The organism is Streptomyces sp. NPDC004435, assembly GCF_042873895.1.
Taxonomy (GTDB): domain Bacteria; phylum Actinomycetota; class Actinomycetes; order Streptomycetales; family Streptomycetaceae; genus Streptomyces.
The window spans coordinates 38,274-56,286 of sequence record NZ_JBIAMB010000008.1; the positions used below are offsets into that span (position 1 = coordinate 38,274).

The 18,013-nt window shown below is 75.5% G+C and carries 16 protein-coding genes; 5 read left to right on the forward strand and 11 right to left on the reverse strand.

Translation table 11 applies throughout. The annotated features are described in order from the left end of the window. The first annotated feature begins 43 nt into the window (after positions 1-43). Entirely contained in the window at positions 44-451 is a 408-nt protein-coding gene (locus ACFYT9_RS16045; RefSeq protein ID WP_389163973.1) for a cupin domain-containing protein, read from the forward strand. 36 nt (positions 452-487) lie between these two features. Here the strand turns inward: ACFYT9_RS16045 and ACFYT9_RS16050 are convergent, their stop codons facing one another. The 3 genes from ACFYT9_RS16050 to ACFYT9_RS16060 all read right to left on the reverse strand — a co-directional run bounded on the left by ACFYT9_RS16050 (position 488) and on the right by ACFYT9_RS16060 (position 2,442). Further along, positions 488-712 (reverse strand): hypothetical protein, encoded by a 225-nt coding sequence (locus tag ACFYT9_RS16050; RefSeq protein ID WP_389163976.1) that lies wholly within the window; start codon positions 710-712, stop codon positions 488-490. Between the two features lie 157 nt (positions 713-869). Beyond that, complete coding sequence (locus tag ACFYT9_RS16055) at positions 870-1,568, reverse strand: sigma-70 family RNA polymerase sigma factor (protein WP_387272840.1); 699 nt, start codon at positions 1,566-1,568, stop codon at positions 870-872. Between the two features lie 154 nt (positions 1,569-1,722). Next, on the reverse strand, positions 1,723-2,442 hold the full coding sequence (locus tag ACFYT9_RS16060; protein WP_389163979.1) for a hypothetical protein: 720 nt from the start codon (positions 2,440-2,442) through the stop codon (positions 1,723-1,725). A gap of 203 nt (positions 2,443-2,645) precedes the next feature. On the opposite strand from ACFYT9_RS16060, the gene ACFYT9_RS16065 reads away from it, so the two are divergent. Together ACFYT9_RS16065 and ACFYT9_RS16070 are read left to right on the forward strand one after the other, a co-directional pair. Next, the gene (locus tag ACFYT9_RS16065; RefSeq protein WP_389163981.1) at positions 2,646-3,869 is read left to right on the forward strand and encodes an MFS transporter; all 1,224 of its coding nucleotides are present in this window, start codon (positions 2,646-2,648) and stop codon (positions 3,867-3,869) included. Beyond that, the gene (locus ACFYT9_RS16070) at positions 3,866-4,954 is read left to right on the forward strand and encodes a sugar ABC transporter permease (protein WP_389163984.1); all 1,089 of its coding nucleotides are present in this window, start codon (positions 3,866-3,868) and stop codon (positions 4,952-4,954) included. Before ACFYT9_RS16065 ends, ACFYT9_RS16070 begins: the two co-directional genes overlap by 4 nt. Here the strand turns inward: ACFYT9_RS16070 and ACFYT9_RS16075 are convergent. Then, on the reverse strand, positions 4,941-6,137 hold the full coding sequence (locus ACFYT9_RS16075) for an acyl-CoA dehydrogenase family protein (protein ID WP_389163987.1): 1,197 nt from the start codon (positions 6,135-6,137) through the stop codon (positions 4,941-4,943). The two genes, ACFYT9_RS16070 and ACFYT9_RS16075, sit on opposite strands and share 14 nt — an antisense overlap. Before the next feature lie 145 nt (positions 6,138-6,282). On the opposite strand from ACFYT9_RS16075, the gene ACFYT9_RS16080 reads away from it, so the two are divergent. Continuing rightward, complete coding sequence (locus ACFYT9_RS16080; protein ID WP_389163990.1) at positions 6,283-8,070, forward strand: CoA transferase; 1,788 nt, start codon at positions 6,283-6,285, stop codon at positions 8,068-8,070. Then, complete coding sequence (locus ACFYT9_RS16085) at positions 8,067-9,758, forward strand: class I adenylate-forming enzyme family protein (protein ID WP_389163992.1); 1,692 nt, start codon at positions 8,067-8,069, stop codon at positions 9,756-9,758. The genes ACFYT9_RS16080 and ACFYT9_RS16085 overlap by 4 nt, the downstream gene beginning before the upstream one ends. Positions 9,759-9,819: 61 nt before the next feature. Here the strand turns inward: ACFYT9_RS16085 and ACFYT9_RS16090 are convergent, their stop codons facing one another. The 7 genes from ACFYT9_RS16090 to ACFYT9_RS16120 form a co-directional block, all read right to left on the reverse strand. Further along, positions 9,820-10,623: an ABC transporter substrate-binding protein gene (locus ACFYT9_RS16090; protein WP_389163995.1), complete on the reverse strand. Its 804-nt coding sequence runs from the start codon at positions 10,621-10,623 to the stop codon at positions 9,820-9,822. Beyond that, positions 10,572-11,450: a metal ABC transporter permease gene (locus tag ACFYT9_RS16095; RefSeq protein ID WP_387272923.1), complete on the reverse strand. Its 879-nt coding sequence runs from the start codon at positions 11,448-11,450 to the stop codon at positions 10,572-10,574. The genes ACFYT9_RS16090 and ACFYT9_RS16095 overlap by 52 nt, the downstream gene beginning before the upstream one ends. A gap of 8 nt (positions 11,451-11,458) precedes the next feature. After that, on the reverse strand, positions 11,459-12,094 hold the full coding sequence (locus ACFYT9_RS16100; RefSeq protein ID WP_389163998.1) for an ATP-binding cassette domain-containing protein: 636 nt from the start codon (positions 12,092-12,094) through the stop codon (positions 11,459-11,461). A 109-nt stretch (positions 12,095-12,203) separates the two neighbouring features. Then, positions 12,204-12,380, reverse strand: coding sequence for a hypothetical protein (locus tag ACFYT9_RS16105; RefSeq protein ID WP_389164001.1), 177 nt, complete (start codon positions 12,378-12,380; stop codon positions 12,204-12,206). A 58-nt stretch (positions 12,381-12,438) separates the two neighbouring features. Further along, a complete protein-coding gene (locus tag ACFYT9_RS16110) occupies positions 12,439-14,448 on the reverse strand; it encodes an ATP-binding protein (protein WP_389164004.1) in 2,010 nt (669 codons plus the stop codon). 69 nt (positions 14,449-14,517) lie between these two features. Then, positions 14,518-15,960 carry a S8 family serine peptidase gene (locus ACFYT9_RS16115; protein ID WP_389164007.1) on the reverse strand — a complete coding sequence of 481 codons (1,443 nt, stop codon included), beginning with the start codon at positions 15,958-15,960 and terminating at the stop codon, positions 14,518-14,520. Positions 15,961-16,194: 234 nt separating this feature from the next. Continuing rightward, positions 16,195-17,979, reverse strand: a complete 1,785-nt coding sequence (locus tag ACFYT9_RS16120; protein WP_387272821.1) for an ABC transporter ATP-binding protein — start codon at positions 17,977-17,979, stop codon at positions 16,195-16,197. Between the last annotated feature and the right edge of the window lie 34 nt (positions 17,980-18,013).

The following is an 18,013-nucleotide window of genomic DNA, read 5'->3' on the forward strand; positions in this document are numbered from 1 at the left end:
GCCCGACGAACGACACCGTGACACTCAGGAAGGACGTTCCCGCATGACTGTCCCCGTCCCCCGGATCGACCTCTTCGGATCCCTGCTCCACCTCGACCCGAGCGGCCGGATGCACGTCGAGGAGCCCACCGCGGACACCGAACTGGAGCGCGACGGCTGGCTCTTCATGGCCGCGCACGTGGCGACCGGCGACGACGTCCACGGCGACCACTGGGAGATCCACACCGAGGCGGACGAGTTCGTCGCCTGCCTCACCGGCGGCATCCGCGTCATCCTCCGTCCGGACCGGCCGGAAGAGGACGAGGAGGTGATCGCACTGGGCCCGGGAGCCGCCGTCATCGTCCCGCGCGGCCGATGGCACCGCCTCGCACTGGACGCCCCCGGCGACATGCTGGCCGTCACCCTGCCCCGCGGCACCCGCGAGGAGAAGTGGACCGGAGCCGGGAGCTGACGGCTCCCGGCGGACGGCCGCGCCCGACCGCCCCGCTCACCCGGTGTGGCCCTCGTGGCCCGAGTGCTCCGGCGCGGGCGCCGGGCTCGTCGCGGACGGCGCGTCCGGGAGGGGGCCGACCGGGCCCACGGCCGCCCCGAGCGCGTACGACCCCAGGAAGACCAGGGCCAGCAGCAGGAGGAAGCCTCCGATGACGACCGGCGGTGATCTGAACCGCCCCGTCGCCTTCGCGGGGGACGAGGATTCTCGCGGTCCGTCCATCGGGGGCCCTCCCGAGCGTGTCGTGCGGCACCGGAGCGATCGGGCCGTCCTTCCGGAGGAGGAGTCGGACGGACGGGCGGTCGGGTTCCCGGGGGAGGGACGACGGTCCGGCGCCGTCGTCCCTCCCCGCTTCTCGCTTCCCGGAGGTGACGAGAGGTCAGGCGAGCGCCGGCGCCCGGGTGAACCTCCTCCGCGCAGGGACCGGCCCGTCCGGTACGGGCGCGACCGCCTCCTCGTCGCCGCGCACCAGCGCGACCAGGGAGGTCCGCGCCCGCGCGACACGTGAGCGGACCGTGCCGACGGGACAGCCGATGGCCTCGGCGGCCTCGGCGTACGGCAGGCCGAGGAGCTGGGTGAGGACGAACGCGTCCTTCCGCTCGGCCGGGATGGCGGCCAGGAGCTCGGAGAGCGCGACGCCGTCCTCGAAGCCGGGAAGCCCCCGGGGCTGGGTGTGTTCGGCCTCCGCCTGCCAGTCGTCGCGGTCGGACAGGCGCGGGCGGGCCGCCGCGTGCCGCAGGCTGTCGACCACCGTCCGGCGGGCTATCGACAGGAGCCACGTGCGGGCGGAGGACCTTCCCTGGAAGCGGGGCAGCGCGGCGAGCGCGCGGAGGAAGACCTCCTGGGTGAGGTCGTCGGCCGCCTGACGGTCCGCGCTCAGATAGGTCACATAGCGCCGGACGTCACGGTGCAGGGCGCGTACGAACAGGTCGGCCTTGGCCGGATCGCCGTCCCGGGCCGCCAGCGCGAGCAGGGTCGTCGCCGCGTCGGTGTCGGCGTCCGGCGCGTACGCCGAACGGGAGGGGCGCGCCGGGCTCCCGGCAGGGGTGTGCGGAAGGGTGTCACGGGCAGCAGTCATCGCCACAGGTCCTTAGGAGGCAAAGGGATCCGGCCGGGCGCGGACGAGGGCGGCGCCGGGCCGGTGACGGGTACGGCCTGCCGCGACCGGGCGGAAGCGGCACGACCGATGCCCGAGGGACGGAACGGAGCCGTCGACCTCGGGGAGCCGGCTGTCAGAGGACAGCGAGTGCCCGCGGTGGACCCCGGGAGACGAGCGAATGGGCGAGGAGGAGCCGCCGAGGAGCGCGCTCGTCCCCGGCCCGCGCGGGCCGGAAGCGCAGCCGGTCCGGCACGACGGGGGCGAGCGACGCGAGCAGCGGGCACAGGGGACGGAAGAGCCGCAGGGACGCGGCGCGCAGCAGCCGGAACGCCGCCTGCTCGCCGTAGGCCATCCACAGCCCGCTCAGGAGCGCCGCCAGAAGGTGCGCCGCCACCATGCCCAAGGACGACGACATGTCTGTCATGTCGTGCCCGGCGGCCGCCTCGGACAGCGCGCCGGCGGACGGGCTCAAGTCCCCGTGGCCCATGGCCGCGTGGCCCGTGTCCGCGTGTCCCATGGCCGCGTGGGCCAGGTGCGCGTGCTCCGCGTGCGCCTCACCCGCCGGCCTCGGCATCGGCATCGGTGTGGAGACCGGGCTCGCCGGCTGGGACCAGGAGAAGGCCGTGTGGAGCGCGCTCTGCACCGCCACGCTCGCCGTGGTCACGGCCAGGAGGCCGCGCTCGCGGCCCGCGAGGACCCAGGTGACCGCCACGGTGGCGGCGAAGGAGAGCGAGAGCGCCCCGACGGGCACTCCCTGCCCGGACATCAGGATGTGGCCGGTGGCGGCGAGCAGCACACAGACGGCCGCGAACATCGCGGCCCGGACCCCTCGCGAACATCGGCCTGGCGTCATGGCGCGTTCATCCTTGCACCACTCCCGGGAGGTATGAGGGCGGGTACGGCCGTCACGCGGCCGCTCCCTCGACCTGTCGGGACATGAGTACGCGACTGTGACGCGTCCCACAAGACCGCCTCGGGAACTTCCGGCACGGTCGCCACGACTCCTCCAGCGCGACGCGTCCGGCCCGACGGCCGGACGGGGGAAGGGGAGACGCGGTGAGCGGCGTGGGGACCGAGGCGCGGGCGCCGGCCGGGAGCGGGGAGGCACGAACCTCCGGACTGACGGCGCTCCTGACGACGGCCATGGCCTTCTCGATGCTCCAGCTCTTCCTGCTCGGAGCCCTGGGCCCACGCCTCGTCGACCGGCTCGGCGTCTCGGAGACCGTCCTCGGCCTGACCACCACGGTCGGCTTCGGGACGGCGGCCGTCCTCTCGCCCGTCGGCGGCCGGATCGTCGACCGCGTCGGCCCCCGCCGTTCCCTCGTGGCCCTGCTCGCCGTCTCGGCCGTGGCGCTCGGGCTGATCGGCGCCGCGCCCGGTTCCGGCCTGCTGCTCGCGGCCGTCGCGGTCGGCGGCCTGCCCCAGGCGCTCGCCAACCCGGCCACGAACAAGGCGATCCTGGCGTCCGTACCGCCGCAGAGACGGGGCGCGGTCACCGGCGCCAAGCAGTCCGGCGTCCAGCTGGGGGCCTTCGCTGCGGGACTGCCCCTCGCCGTGGCCGCGGGCGCGATCGGCTGGCGCGGAGCCGTCTGGGTGGCCGCCGGAGCGGCCCTCCTCGCCGCCCTGTGGGCCTGGCGCGCGCTGCCGGCCGACGCGCCGCGGCCCTTGAAGGACGCCGCTAACGGCCCAAAGCCGTCCCGCCCGCACGGCCCCGTGCCCTGGCTGGCCGCCTTCTCGCTCTTCCTCGGCGCGGGCATCGCCTCCGTCAACACCTACCTCGCGCTCTTCGGTGCCCGAAGCCTCGACATGGGGCCCACCACGGCGGGCGCCCTGATCGCCGTCCTCGGCGTCGCGGGGATCGCCGGCCGTATCGGCTGGTCCCGGGCCGCCACACCCGGCCGGGCCCCGTGGCTGCCCGGCCTGCTCGCCGGGGGAGCGGTGGGCGCGGCCCTGCTCCTGGCCGCCGCGGACCGCGTCGACCCCCTGGTGTGGGTGGCCGCCGTGGCGGTCGGCGTGTTCGCCGTGTCCGGCAACGCCGTGTCGATGGTCCTGGTGATGCAGCGCTCCGCCCCGGGCCGCGCCGGACAGGACTCCGCCCTCGTCGCCGCCGGCTTCTTCGCCGGATTCGCCGTCGGGCCGCCGCTGTTCGGACTGCTGGCGGAGCGCGGGCGGTACGGGGAGGGCTGGCTGCTCGTCGCGGGGGAGTTCGCCGTCGCGGGAGCCGTCGCGCTGGCGTGGGCGGTACGGGACCGGCGTACCCGCCCGGACGGTCCACGGTGACCGCCGCGGGCTGGGCGGAGGAAGCCCTCGACCTGGTGCTCCGCCGGGCGGCGCAGACCGCGGAGCAGGTGGGCGACCGCTTCCCCCTGTACGCCGAGCCGGCCGACGGCCGGTGGACGACCACGGCACGAGGATCGTGGACGGGCGGCTTCTGGGCGGGACTTCTGTGGCTCGGAGCCGGCCGCTCCGGGAGCGACGGCGACCGTACGACGGCCGCGACCGTCACCGCACGGCTCGCACCCTGGGCCGAGGCGGACACCGCGACCCGCGGCCTCATCCTCTGGTACGGAACCGCCCCGGCCGCCGGGGACGCGGCGGCCGGCACCCTGCGGGACCGCGCGGCGCAGGCCGCCCTCGGCGCCTTCGACCCGGAACTCGGCCTCGTCCCGTGGGGCGCCGCCCTCGGCGGAGCGCGGCTGCGCGCCCGTACGGACGGCGTCCCCGGGCTCGTCCCCCTGCTGGCCTCGGCCGGACCCGAAGGGCGGGCGGCGGCCGCCGCTCACCTGCACGCCCACCTGGACCTGTGCCTGCCGCGCGACGGCGCCGGGCGGCTCCGTCCGGCGTGGTGCCGGGACGGGGCGCGCGGCTGGACGGCCGAAGCCGACCCGGCACCCGGCTGGGCCCGGGGCGAGGCATGGCTCCTCCTGGCCGTCGCGGACGCCCTGCTGCTCGCGGACGACCCGTTCTGGCGCACGGAGCGGCTGGCCCGGGCGGCCGAACTCCTCCTCGCGGACGGCGCGATGCTCACCGGTCCCCTGGTCCCCCCGGCGGACGCCCACCGTGCCGACGGGCCTCGCGACACCTCCGCCGCCGCCATCACCGCGGTCGCCCTCCTTAAGCTGGCCCTCGTCCCCGGGGCGGCGCGGCCGGAAGCGTGCGCGTCACGCGCCGAAGCCGTCCTGCACCGGCTCGCGCACGCCCACCTCACCCGGGCGGGCGGGACACGCCCGGCGGGCATGCTCCTCGACGGCTGCTACGACGCGGGCAGCGGCACCGCCGTCCGGCACGAACTCGTCTGGGGAGACTTCTTCCTCGCCCTCGGCCTGGCCGCGCTCCTCGGCCGCGCCGACCTCAGGCGGGTGTGACGGCGGGGCCCTGACGGCTCCGCAGGACGCGCCGGGCCACGGCGGACACGTGCTGCTCGTCCGGCCCGTCGAGGATCCGGGCCGCCCGCCCCGTACGGAACAGCGTCGGCAGGGGCGTGTCCGGGCCGAGTCCGGCCGCGCCGAAGACCTGGACGGCCCGGTCCGCGACCTCCTGGAGGGTCCGGGCCGCCGCGGTCTTCGCCAGACCGACCTCCACATGGGCGTCGCGTCCCTCCGCGACCAGAGCCATCGCCTCGTGGACCAGCGGCCGAGTCGTCCGCAGCGCCAACAGGCCCTCGAAGACGTGCTGCTGGACGAGCTGCCGGTCCGCGAGCGGCCCCCGCGCGCCCTGCCGAGCCGTCGCGCGGTCGCAGAGCAGGTCAAAGGCCCGCTGCGCCTGGCCGAGCCACCGCAACGCCCGCAAAGTGCGCCCCAGTCGGAGGCGCTCGCCCGCGACGGAGAGGGCCTGGCCGACGTCGCCGACGAGATGGTCGGCGTCGACCTCCACACCGTCGAACCCGATCTCGTACTGCCCGGACGCACCCAGGACCGGCAGCTCGCGCACCACCCGGAAGCCGGGGGAGCCGGTGGGCACGAGGAGCAGCGAGAGGCCGGTGCGGTCCCCGGCCCGTCCGCTCGTCCGGGCGAGCACGGTCACGAGGTCCGCGTCGCCCGCCTGCGACACGAACCACTTCCGGCCGGTGACGCGCCAGCCACCACCGGGCCGGCGTTCGGCACGGGTGGCCGTGAGCGCGGGCTCGGTCCCTGGCGTGTCCGGCTCCGTCATCGCGTAGCAGGTGCGGAGCTCGCCGGAGACCAGACGCGGCAGGTACTCCGTGGCCACCCGAGGGGATCCGTGCCGGGACAGCATGGTCACGTCGAGGAGGGAAGCCGATCCCAGGGCCGCGGGGCCGTGGTCGCTGGCGCCCTCGACCTCGGCGATCGCCGCGTACGCGCTCAGGGGAAGCCCGCCGCCGCCCAGCCCGGCCGGCAGGGGCAGGGCCCACAGTCCGGCGGCGCGGGCTTCCGCCCGCAGCCGCTCGCGCAGCTCCCCGGCGGCCGGACCACCGGCGTCGAGAAGCGGCTCGGCGGGGAAGACGCGCTCACGCACGAACGCGCGGACCTCCGTCCGCAGCGGCTCGACTGCCGCCGTGCCGCGCTCCGTTACGTCATGATCCGTCACCGTATTCCTCCATCTCGGGAACTCGGCAGAACGCGCGTCCGACTTCCTGCCCGTGGAAGTGGTCGGGCCCACCGGCCCACCGGTTCCCCGAGACCGTGAAGTCCCCGCGCGACGGTGATCGCCCTCGCGCCAGGAGAGGAGAGCCATGGCGTCACCAGCGACCGCGCGCACCGCGGTCGGCCGTCCGCTCGACACAGCCCGCCCGCTCCACGCACTGCGGTGCGAGGCCGGTGGCCCCGAGGCGCTGACCCGCGTCGTCTCCGACCACCTGAGACGGCTCGGGGCGACGGTGCGGGACGACGGTCCGGGGGACATCGTGCTCGGCGGCGCCGGATTCGCGCCCGCCACGGCCCGCACCGACTGGGGTGCGGCCGGCTCGGGGATCGAGGACGAGGCCACCGCCCAGGCCGCCACCGGTGTGATGGCCGTCCACGGCCGCCGCCACGGCACCCCGCGCGGACTCGGCGTCGACTACCTCGCCACCGCCACCGGGGTGCTCACCGTCCAGGGGCTGCTCGCCGGACTCGTCGGACAGGCCCGGGGCGGACCACCGGCCGGCGTCCGCACGACGACGGCCGACCGGGCCGGGCTCCTCGCCGTCTCCCAGTACCTCGCCGCCGCGGGCGCCGACGAGCCCGAAGCCGTCGAACCCGCCCCGGGCGGGCCTCCGTTCACCTCCGCCGACGGCGTCCTCTTCGAGCTGGAGACCCTGGATCCAGGAGCCTGGGCGGAGTTCTGGCGCTCCCTGGAAGCCCCCTCCGACGCGGTACGGGCGGGCTGGCGGCCCTTCCAGTTCCGGTACGCCACGGCCTGCGCGCCCTTCCCCGCCGGCCTGCACGAGGTGACGCGGCGGCACGCCTGGGCACGGATCCGGCAGGCCGCCGCGCTCTCCGGAGCCGAGGTGTGCCGGCTGCGCACGCTCGCGGAGCGCGCGGGAGAGGCCGACGGCGCGGACCCGTGGGCCCTGCGCTCGCTCGGCCCCGGTGGCCTGACGAGCGCCGAGGCCGCCACGACGGAACGGCCGCTGGCCGGACTGACCGTCCTGGAGGCGGGACGGCGCATACAGGCGCCGCTCGCCGCGCACCTGCTGGGTCTCCTCGGGGCCCGGGTGATCCGGATCGAGCCGCCGGGCGGCGACCCCCTCCGCGGCATGCCGCCCGCCTGCGACGGGATCTCCGCCCGCTGGCTGGCGCTCAACCGGGGCAAGGACGCGGTGGAGATCGACATCAAGTCCCCGCCGGACCGGAGCCGTCTGCGCGAACTCGTCGCCGAGGCCGACGTGTTCGTCCACAACTGGGCCCCGGGCAAGGCCGCCGCGCTGGAACTCGACACCGGGCACCTCGCCGCCGTGAACCCGTCCCTCGTGTACGCCTACACCGGCGGCTGGGCCGACCGGATCGCCGACGCCCCCATGGGCACCGACTTCATGGCGCAGGCCCGCACCGGTGCCGGGGAGGCCGTCCACCCGGCCGGCGAGGCGCCCGCACCGTCCCTCATGACCCTCCTCGACGTCCTCGGCGGCCTGCACGGCACCGAGGCGATCCTCGCGGGCCTGCTCCTGCGCGAGCGCACGGGCCACGGCGTACGGGTCGACTCCTCGCTGCTCGGCGCGGCCGACACCCTCCTCGCCCCCGCACTGCGGCAGGCCGCGGCCGGCGCGGACCCCCGGCGCCCCGCCGGATTCCGGCACCCGCTCCGCACCTCCGACGGCTGGATCGCCCCCGGCGACGGCAGCGCGGGCGCCGCGGCGGCGTACGACGTCTCGGGCATGTGCACCGAGGACGCCCTGGACCAATTGCGCGGACACGGTCTCACCGCGACCGCCGTCACCACCGACCTGTCCGCCCTCCAGCAAGACCCGCGCCTCTCCGGCCCGATCGGCCGGGACGCGCACGGTGCCCCCGCCGTTCCCGACCCCTGGAGCCTCGCGTGACCGTCCCCCTCACCGACCTGCTGCCCGCCGCCCTCCGCCGCTCCTGGGTGATGGACGGCACCTGCCCGGACCTCGACCTCTACAGCCTCTACCGGGCCAGACAGATCGCCGACCTGCACCGCACCGCCGTCATCGACGCCAAGGGCAAGCTCTGCTACACGGCCCTCGACCGCAAGGTCCGATGTCTCGCCGAAGGCCTGCGCGGGCTCGGCGTCGGCCCCGGTGACGTCGTCGCCGTCCAGCTCCCCAACGACCGCAACGCCGTCATCGCGGATCTCGCCCTCGCCGCGCTGGGTGCCGTCGGCCTCCCCTTTCCGGTCGGGCGCGGCGCCGCGGAGGCCGAGAGCCTGCTGCGCCGCTCCGAGGCCGTGGCGGTCGTCGCGGCGATCGAACACCGCGGGCAGCACCACGCCGCCGACCTCCGAGCCCTCGCCCCGGCGCTGCCCGCACTGCGCCACGTGATCGCCGCGGGCCGGGGCGCCGCACCTGAAGGAACGATTCAGCTGTCCCGGCTGCTGCGGACCGACCCCACCGGCTTCGTCCCGGCCCGCCCCGATCCCGACAGCGCCGCCCGGATCCTCGTCTCCTCCGGGTCGGAGGCCGAGCCGAAGATGGTGGCGTACTCCCACAACGCCCTGGCCGGCGGGCGCGGCAACTTCCTCGCCTCCCTCATGCCCGACGCGACCCCACCCCGCTGCCTCTTCCTCGTCCCGCTCGCCTCGGCCTTCGGGTCGAACGGCACGGCCGTCACGCTCGCCCGGCACGGCGGCACCCTCGTCCTGCTCGACCACTTCACGCCCGAGGCCGCGCTCGCCGCCGTACGGGAGCACCGGCCCACCCACATCCTCGGCGTGCCCACCATGATCCGGATGATGCTGGAGGCCATGGAGGCCATGGAGGCCATGGAGGCCATGGAGGCCACGGAGGGGACGGACGGCCCGCGGCCCACCCCCACCGCGCTGGTCCTGGGCGGCGCGCCCCTCGACGAGGCCACCGCCGGCGCGGCGGCCGAGGCGTTCGGCTGCCCGGTCGTGAACCTCTACGGCTCGGCCGACGGCGTCAACTGCCATACGGGACTGGGACACACCGTGCCGCCCACCGACCGCTCCGGAGTCGTCGCCGGCCGTCCCGACCCGCGCGTCGCCGAGATCCGCATCGCCGACCCCGACACGCACGAGCGGCTGCCCGACGGACGGATCGGGGAGATCGTCTCGCGCGGACCCATGACCCCCCTCCGCTACGTGGCCGCCCCGGAGCTCGACGCCCGCTACCGCACCCCGGACGGCTGGGTCCGCACCGGCGATCTCGGTTTCCTCGACGACGAGGGGGTCCTCCACGTCGTCGGGCGGCTGAAGGACATCGTCATCCGCGGCGGCGCCAACATCAGCCCCGCCGAGGTCGAGCGCGCGCTCGTCTCCCACCCCGGGGTGCGGGACGTCGTCTGCGTCGGGGTGCCGGACCCGCTGATGGGGGAGCGGCTCGCCGCCTGCCTGGTCGGCAGGGGCGCGAAGGCCCCGACGCTGTCGGAACTCGGCACGTACCTGACCGAGCGCGGACTCGCCCGGCACAGCCACCCCGAGCACCTGCTCGTCCTGCCCGAACTCCCGCTCACCGCCGCCGGGAAGCCCGACCGGGCCGCGCTGCGGCGTCTGGTCGCCGAGCGGGGCAGGGCACTCGTCCAGGCATGACGGCATGCGGGAGGGGGAGGGCGGCCGAGGCCGCCCTCCCCCTCCCGCGCACGGTCAGGGCTCAGCCCATGGCCTTCTTCCACTCGGCCGCCGCGTCGCGGTACACCGCGAGGAGATCCAGGTCCTCGCCCGGGTAGTTGACGATCGCGACCTGCTCGGCGCCCGCGTCGGGCAGCACCGTGCCCGTCGACATGTGGGCGTTGTCGAGGACGAACGCGGGCTTCTTCGCCGAGAGCGAGGCGAGCTGGGCGGGCGTGACCGGCTCGGGGCCGTACGTGCCGACCGTCGTGGCGCCCGCGAGGCCCGCCGCCCAGGCGGTGAAGACCTGTGTGACGACAGCCGGGCTCTTCCCGCCGGGCCAGGCGGCCCTGAGCTCGCCGTTGAGCTTCGTGACCTCGCCGTCGAGACGGGTCTTCCACTGCGTCGCGGCGGCCTCCGTCCCGAACAGACCGCCGAGCCGCACGACTTCGGCACCGGCCTTGGCCGGGTCGTTGTCGAGGTTCACCTCGACCAGCTTCGCCTTCGAACCGGCCGCCTCCTTGATCTTCGCCGCGTACGGCTCGAAGGGGGCGTACAGCACGAAGTCGGCCTTCGCGACGGCGGCCAGGTCCGACGGCTTCGGGTCGTAGTCGGGCGCGTGGTGCACCGACTGCGGCACGATCACCGTGATGTCCTCGGCCCCGGCGGCCTTGGCGAGGGCGCCCTCCCAGGTGGTCGTCACGACCACCACCGGCTTGCCGCTCGTGGACCCGTTGGACGTGGAGGAGGCGGCGTCCTCGCCGCCGCACCCGGTGAGCAGCGGCAGGGCCGCACTCAGTGCGACGAGGGAAGCGATGCGGGTGTGGGGGACGCGGGTGCGCGCCATGAGCTGGTTCTCCGTTCGGGGATGAGATGCGCGGCGAGGACCACGGTCCCCGCCGTCAGGACGAGGACCGGGCCCGGAGGCCAGTCCAGCCACAGGGCCAGGAGGAATCCCGCCGTGTTGACGACGACGCCGATGCCGACCGCCCACACGGTGATGGACCACAGCGAGCGGCCGAGGCGGCGGGCGGCCAGGGCCGGCAGCAGGGTCAGGGCGTCGACGAGGAGCGCGCCGGTCAGCTTGATGGCCCCGGCCACCGAAACGGCGACGAGGACGAGGAGCACTGTCGTGAGGAGCCGTACGGGCACCCCCGAGCACTGGGCGAGCTCCCGGTCGTGCAGCAGCAGCGCCACGTCGCGCCGCCGCCACCACAGCAGGGCCGGTACGGCCACGGCGAGCGCCCCGAGCACCACGAGGTCGGCGGTGCCGACCGAGAGGATCGATCCCCAGAGGAGAGCGAAGGCGCCCGAGGCGTTGACGCCGGAGACGGCGAGGAGGAGGAGCGCGGCGGCGACGGCCAGGCTCATCAGCAGGCCCATCGCCCCCGACAGGCCGGCGGGCGTCCGGGCCAGCGGGGCGACGCCCGCCCCCGACAGGGCGCACGCGACGAGGGCGCACACCATCGGATCGAGCCCCGTCAGCAGGCCGACGGCGATGCCGAACAGCGCCACGTGCATCATCGCGAACCGCACCGGCATGATGTCGAGCCCGACGATCACCACCCCGATCACCGGCAGCCCGACGGCCGCGAGGAGCAGCGCCACCGCCGCCCGCTGGACGGGCACGAGCTGGAGCAGCGCGCCGAGATCGGCACCCGCGAGCGTGTTCACCGCCGTGTTCACCGCACCTCCCGCAATCGCCCGGCCGCCATCTCCAGGATCCGGTCGCACCGGGCGGCCAGCGACCGGTCGTGCGTGACGACGACGAGCGTGACCGGCAGCGAGGTCAGCACGTCGGCCGCCTCCTCCTGCCCCTCGAAGTCGAGGGCGGCTGTCGGCTCGTCGGCGAGGAGCACCTGGGCGCCCGCCGCGACACAGCCGATCGCCCGCGCCAGGTACATCCGCTGCAACTGCCCGCCGGACAAGGTGTCCACGGACCGTGCGACCAGACCGCCCACCCCCAGCCCCTCCGCGGCCGCCGCGGCCTGCGCGGGAGCCCCGCTGCTCGCGAGCAGCTCGTCGCCCCGCAGCGGGAACCGCCCGGCGGCGGGCTTCTGCGGGATCCAGGCGCACGACCGGCGCCGCCACGCCCACTCGGCGGCCGAGCGCGCATCGCGCCCACCGACCTCGATGGTGCCGCTCGTGTGCCGGTGCAGCCCGAGGACCGCGCGCAGCAGCGTCGTCTTCCCGGACCCGTTGGTCCCGGTCAGCGCGACCCGCTCGCCCGCGGCGATCTCCAGATCCACCCCCGCCACGGCTTCGTTGCGTCCGTGCCGACAGGCGACGTCGCGCATGCGTACGTCCAGTCCGCCCATCCCCTGCCTCTCCCCGCTGCCGTGCCGTGCGGTGGAGAAGTCGTACGGGAGGGACGCCGAGTTCCCGCACCGCCCCGACAACCGGCACCGCGCCCCGCCCGGCCGCCGATCAGCGAGGGCGCAGCCGGGCCGGGGCGGCCAAGAGCGGGGCCGTGACCGTGGCGGCGGCGGCCAGGACGGAGGCCGTGACCGTGGTGGCGGCGGCGCCGAGCGCGGTGTCCGTGGCCAGGATCAGACGGACCGTCCACATCGCCAGGGTGAGGACCGCCGACCACTGCCGGCTCACCCTCGGCGCGTGGCCATGTACGGGCAGGCTCTCGCTCGGCAACACCGGGCAGGCCCTCTCACTCGGCCCCGAGCATCGCTTCCAGCGTCGTGTACGGGTCCGTCAGCGTGGCCAGGGTGAAGACGGTGTCGTACGCGTCGTCGCCGAGCTGCCGGCGTGCCGCCCGCTCGGACTGTTCCCGCACGGGGCCCAGCTCCGGCGTGCCGCGCTGCGGATGCCCCACCATGTCCCAGAACGCCTGCCCGGCCCCGTACGCGGCGGCCGACTCGTCCGCGCGCCCCAGCGCCGCCAGGGCGGCGGCCAGCAGATCGAGTCCCAGACCGAGCCCGAAGGCGTCGCCGATCGTCCGCTTGTCCCGCAGCATCGCCCGGGCGTGCGCGGCGGCGTCGGCGGACCGCCGCTCGTACAGCGCCATCACCGCCAGCTGGTACTCGGTGTACGACCGGGTCCAGTGCTCACCCGCGGCGACGGCGTCCGACCGAAGGGCCTCCGCCTCGGCACGGGCCGCCTCCAGGAGACCGCAGGCCGTCAGGGCGAACACCCGCACCAGCCGGCAACGGGCCCGCGCCGCCGCGGAGTCGTGGGGAAGCGCCAGCGCCCGGTCCGCCGTGGCCAGCGCGTCCCGGGGACGCCCGCGGAGCAGCAGCACGAGCCCCTGCACATAGGCGGCGTCCACGAGCAGCCGCGCGTCCCCGGCGAGAGCGGCCTCCTCCCGGGCCCGGTCACCCAGCCGCGCCGCCGACGCGTACTCGCCGCGCAGGCAGCGCACCACACCGAGTGCCCAGCACACCTTCGCCAGCACCTCCGGGGGCCCCGGGACCAGCTGCACGCACTCCTCCAGATAGTGCCCGGCCTCGTGAAGCCGGCCGCAGCACGCCCAGAAGAAGCCGAGCCCCCCGGCCATCGCCGCAGCCCGCGCAGGATCCACCGCCAGCAGATGCTCGAGAGCGGCACGGAGATCGCCGAAGCAGGCGGCGAGCCGCTCGTACTCCTCGGCCTGCCCAGGCCCCCACCAGACGGCCTCGGCGGCGACGACCAGATCGTGGAAGTGCCGCGCGTGCCGGTCGGCCGTCGCCCGCGACTCGCCGAGCTCCGCCAGCCACATCCGCCCGTACTCGCGCACCGTGTCGAGCATCCGCAGCCGCCCGCCGTGGAGCGTGACGACGCTCTTGCGCCGCAGCCCGTCGAGCGCCCGCACCAGCGCGCCCTCGGTCAGCGGCCCGCCGGCACACACCCGCGTGACGTCGTCCACGGTGGCGTCCGACCGGAACACGGAAAGGCGCGCCCACAGCAACCGCTCCCAGGGGTCGCAGAGTTCGTGGCTCCAGCCGATCGTGGTCCGGAGCGCGCGGTGACGGGCCGGCCGGACCGCACCGTCACCGGGCCGCTCCAGCGCGAGCCGGTCGCGCAGCAGCCGGGCCATGATCAGGACCGGCCGGTCGGGGAGCTGGGCGGCGGCCAGTTCCAGCGCCAGCGGAATCCCTTCGAGCCGGCGGCAGACCTCGGCCGCCGCCACGTGCTCGGCCGGGCTCTGCCAGCGCACACCCGCGTCTGCCGCCCGCCGGGCGAAGAGCTCCACCGCGTCGGAGTCCGGCGGGAGCGGATCGAGGACGAACACCGATTCCCCGGCCGTCCCCAGCGCCTCCCGGCTCGTCGCGAGCACCACAAGGCCCCGGCAGCGCGCGAGGAGCGTCTCGACCAGCGCGGCGCACTCGGGGACCAGGTGCTCACAGGAGTCCAGGACCAGCAGCAGGCGGCGCTCCCCGATCCACGCGGCGAGCGCGTCGGCCGGCTCACGCGTCGAATGGTCCGACAGACCGCAGGCGTCGGCCACCAGAGCCGTCAGCAGGGCACCACCGTCCAGAGACCACAGCGGTGCCCAGTGCACGCTCTCGACGCCGTCCGGCGCCGCACCGCCCGCGACCCGCGCCGCGAGCCGTGACTTGCCCACCCCGCCCGCACCCACCACCGTCACCAGCCGGTGCCGCCCCAACCGCCCCACCAGCTCGGCGACTTCCCTCGTACGTCCCACGAACGCCCCGCGCTCCGGCGGCACCCAACTCTGCACCCGCCCATTCTGCGCGCACGGCCGGGGACGCGTGGCCCTTGCGGCCCAGTACGTCCCCCCGGCTTCCGCTCAGTAGCGGTCGGCGGCGACGAGGGGTCCGTAGTGGCGGCCGGGAACGGGGTGGTGAGGGTCGCCGAAGAAGCCGTAGTGCGGCTGCTTCTCGTTGTAGGCCCGCGCGTCGGCGACGAGGGTCTTGAGGTTCCGGGCGGGGTCCGAGTCTCCGCAGCGGCCGGAGTGGATGCACAGGGCGAGGACGCCGGAGGTGGCGGGCGCCGCGAAGCTCGTGCCGACCACGACGGAGTGGTGGAGGGGGAGCGGTGTGCTCGCCTCCATGCACACGCCGGGAGCGGCGACGGTGTGACGCCGGTCGGCGGCGGAGCGGGCGAAGTTGCTGAACTCCAGCGCGGCGAGGTCGTCCGCCTCGCCGAAGAACCCCTCGTCCACGCCGTAGCAGACGGCGGGCTTCTTCCTGCCGCCCGGCTTGCCGTCGTAGTCGGCCATGGCGGTCGCCGTGATCACCTCGTTCCACCCGGCGGGCGTGACACGGGCGATGTCCACACGGACGTTGCCGGCCGCGGCCACGGGCGTGATGCCTTGGGCGACGACGTTGCAGAGGGCCAGGTGTGCGGCGTCCTGGCTGACGGTCCCGCACCGGCCGTCGTCGACGTCACCGGGAGGGACGACGGGGTCGGAGATGAAGCTCATGTTGGCGATCGCGATGTCGTTGGACGGGTCGGCGTCCGTGCGCGTGGCGACCAGCCAGTCCATGGCGCACATGTAGGAGGCGTCGGTGATGAGGCCGCCCGTGTCATCGGCGATCTTGACGGACCACAGCGGGGTGCCGGGGGCGATGCCGACCAGGCCCTGGCCGTCGTCCCGGGCGCCGATGATCCCGGCGGCGGGGGTGCCGTGGATGCTCGGGTCCTGCAGGCTGAGCCCCGGGACGACGGGGCTGCCGCTGAGGCAGTCCACCCCGCCCCGGACGTTGAGGTCCGGCACGTCACCGGCGATGCCGCTGTCCAGTACGGCCACCTTCACGTCGACCGATCCCCGGCCGTCCCCGGACCGGGTGGAGGACCGGTCCGCGCGGAGCCGGTCGACGTACAAGGGCCGGCACTGCCGGTCGGTGGGCGCCGTCTCGCAGTCCGTGGCCGTGGCTGTGGCCGTCGCCGTCCCCGTCGCCGGCGTCTTCGTCGTCTTCGTCGTCGGGCGAGGCGGGCCGGCCCGATAGGTGCGCTGCGGGGAGACGAAGCGCACCTCCGGATCCTTCGCCAGAGCGGCCGCCTGGTCGGACGTCAGGGACGCGGCGTACCCCTTGATGGCGTGGGTGTACACGGCGGTCCGCTCGCCGCCGACCCGCCGGGTCTGCCGGCCGGCGGCGGCCGAAGGGCTGCGTACGGAGTCCTTGAGGACGACGATGTACCCACGTGCCTCCGTGGCGGCCTCGGCGCCCTCGGCGGGCAGGACCGGCAGGCCGGAGAGGCTGAGGGACAACAGTGCGGCAGCGCCCATGACTGCCACGGACGCGCGACGACGGATCACCGGACGGCCTTCCACCAGGGCCTCCCGCGGGGCGGAGGCCGGACAGCCGGATCATGGCGCGGGCATCCCGTACGAGGCCGCTTTCTCACCCGTGCGTGGGCGGGCCGGAGCACCCGATCGGCCGGAGAACGGCCCCCCCACCGTTCCGCCGCCGGTCCCGGCCGCACCGGCGGCGCGGCCGGGACCGGCGGGGGCGGGCGCGGTTCACGCCGTCGCCAGGAACTGTGTCGCCGCCAGTTCCCCGTACAGCTCGTCGCCCTCGACCAGCTCCGCGTGCGTGCCCACCGCGCGCACGCGGCCCGATTCCATGACGACGATCCGGTCCGCCAGCGTCACCGTGGACAGCCGGTGCGCCACGACGAGGACCGTCGTCTCCCGCGCCACCTCCGCCACGACGTCCCGCAGCGCCAGTTCGTTGACCGCGTCCAGCTGCGAGGTGGCCTCGTCGAGCAGCAGCAGCCGCGGCCTGCGCAGCAGCGCCCGCGCGATGGCGACCCGCTGCCGCTCGCCGCCCGACAGCTTGGAGCCGCGGTGACCGACCACCGTCTCCAGGCCCTCCGGGAGCCGTGCCACGAGCGCGTCGAGCCGGGACCGTACGAGCACCCGGCCGATCTCCTCCTCGTCCGCGTCGGGCGCGGCGAAGGTGAGGTTCTCCCGCAGGGTGCCGGACAGGACGGGCGCGTCCTGCTCCACGTAGCCGATCGACGCCCGCAGCTCGGCGAGCGGCCACTCGCGTACGTCCCGGCCGTCCACCAGGACCCGGCCCCCGGTCGCCTCGTAGAAGCGCTCGATCAGCCCGAACAAGGTCGTCTTCCCCGCCCCCGACGGCCCGACGAAGGCCGTCATGCCCCGCCCCGGCACCTCGAAGGACACGCCCCGGTGCACGGCCGGCAGGTCCTCCCGGTACCGGAACGACACGTCGTCGAACACCACGGAGGCCGGACCGCCGCCTCCCGCCGGAGCGGCCGGTCCGGCCGGTCCGGCGTCGGTCTCCTCGACCTCCAGCGCCTCGGCCTCCAGGATCCGCGACACGGCGGCCGACCCCACCTGGAACTGCGTCGCCGCCTCCACCAGCTTCGAGATCGGCTCGATCAGGTAGAAGAGGAAGAGCAGGAAGGCGATGAGGGACGAGATCGACGTCGCCCCGGACGCGACCCGGGCACCACCGATGCCGAGGACGGCCAGGAACGACACCTGTACGGCGAGCCCGATCGAGGAGCCCGCGAGCGACTGCCACTTGGCCGACTTCACGCCGTGCCGCCAGGCGTCCCGGGCCGCCTCGTCCACGACCGCCGTCTCCCGGGCCTCCGCGCCCGACGCCTTGATCGTCCGGAAGGCGCCGAAGGCGCGCTCCAGTACGGTGGAGATCCGGCCGACCGCCTCCTGCGAGCGCCGGGTCGCCGCCGCGATCCGCGGCATGAGCACGGCGACGGCCCCGCCGATGAGCACGATGACGCCCACCGTCACGCCCAGCAGCACCGGGTCCATGAACCCCATCAGCACCAGCGTCGCCACGAACGAGAGCCCGCCGGTCGCCGCCGACACGACGGACTGCGTGGTGACCGCCCGCAGCAGGGTGGTGTCGGAGGTGATCCGCGACATCAGATCACCGGGCTGCGTCTTCTCGACCTCCGGAAGCCGCAGCCGCAGCAGCCTCCCGATCAGCGAGCGCCGGGCCGCGAGCACCACCGACTCGGCGGTCCGCTCCAGGACGTACGAGCCGAGGGCCTCGACGGCCGTGCCGAAGACCACGAGCGCCGTCAGGACCAGCAGGATCGACGCGATCGGTTCGTCGTGACCGAGCCGGTCCACCAGCGCCTTCGCGGCGAGCGGCTGGGCGAGCCCGCTCGCCGCCCCGATCAGGGCGAGGACCGCCCCGAACGCGACGGCGGGCCGATGGGGCCGGAAATGCGTGTAGAGCGCCCGCCAGACCTGGCGGGTGGAGACGCCGGAGGCGGGAGGGGGAGGGGTTTCGAGAGCGGTGGTCACACGGGTGAGGACGCGAGAGCGCCGTCCTCACCTG

Coding starts and splice junctions, on each gene's coding strand:
- ACFYT9_RS16050 (WP_389163976.1), bottom strand. CDS start 712: ATGGACGGACCGCGAGAATCCTCGTCCCCCGCGAAGGCGACGGGGCGG.
- ACFYT9_RS16045 (WP_389163973.1), top strand. CDS start 44: ATGACTGTCCCCGTCCCCCGGATCGACCTCTTCGGATCCCTGCTCCAC.
- ACFYT9_RS16055 (WP_387272840.1), bottom strand. CDS start 1,568: ATGACTGCTGCCCGTGACACCCTTCCGCACACCCCTGCCGGGAGCCCG.
- ACFYT9_RS16060 (WP_389163979.1), bottom strand. CDS start 2,442: ATGACGCCAGGCCGATGTTCGCGAGGGGTCCGGGCCGCGATGTTCGCG.
- ACFYT9_RS16090 (WP_389163995.1), bottom strand. CDS start 10,623: ATGGCGCGCACCCGCGTCCCCCACACCCGCATCGCTTCCCTCGTCGCA.
- ACFYT9_RS16080 (WP_389163990.1), top strand. CDS start 6,283: ATGGCGTCACCAGCGACCGCGCGCACCGCGGTCGGCCGTCCGCTCGAC.
- ACFYT9_RS16100 (WP_389163998.1), bottom strand. CDS start 12,094: ATGGGCGGACTGGACGTACGCATGCGCGACGTCGCCTGTCGGCACGGA.
- ACFYT9_RS16115 (WP_389164007.1), bottom strand. CDS start 15,960: ATGGGCGCTGCCGCACTGTTGTCCCTCAGCCTCTCCGGCCTGCCGGTC.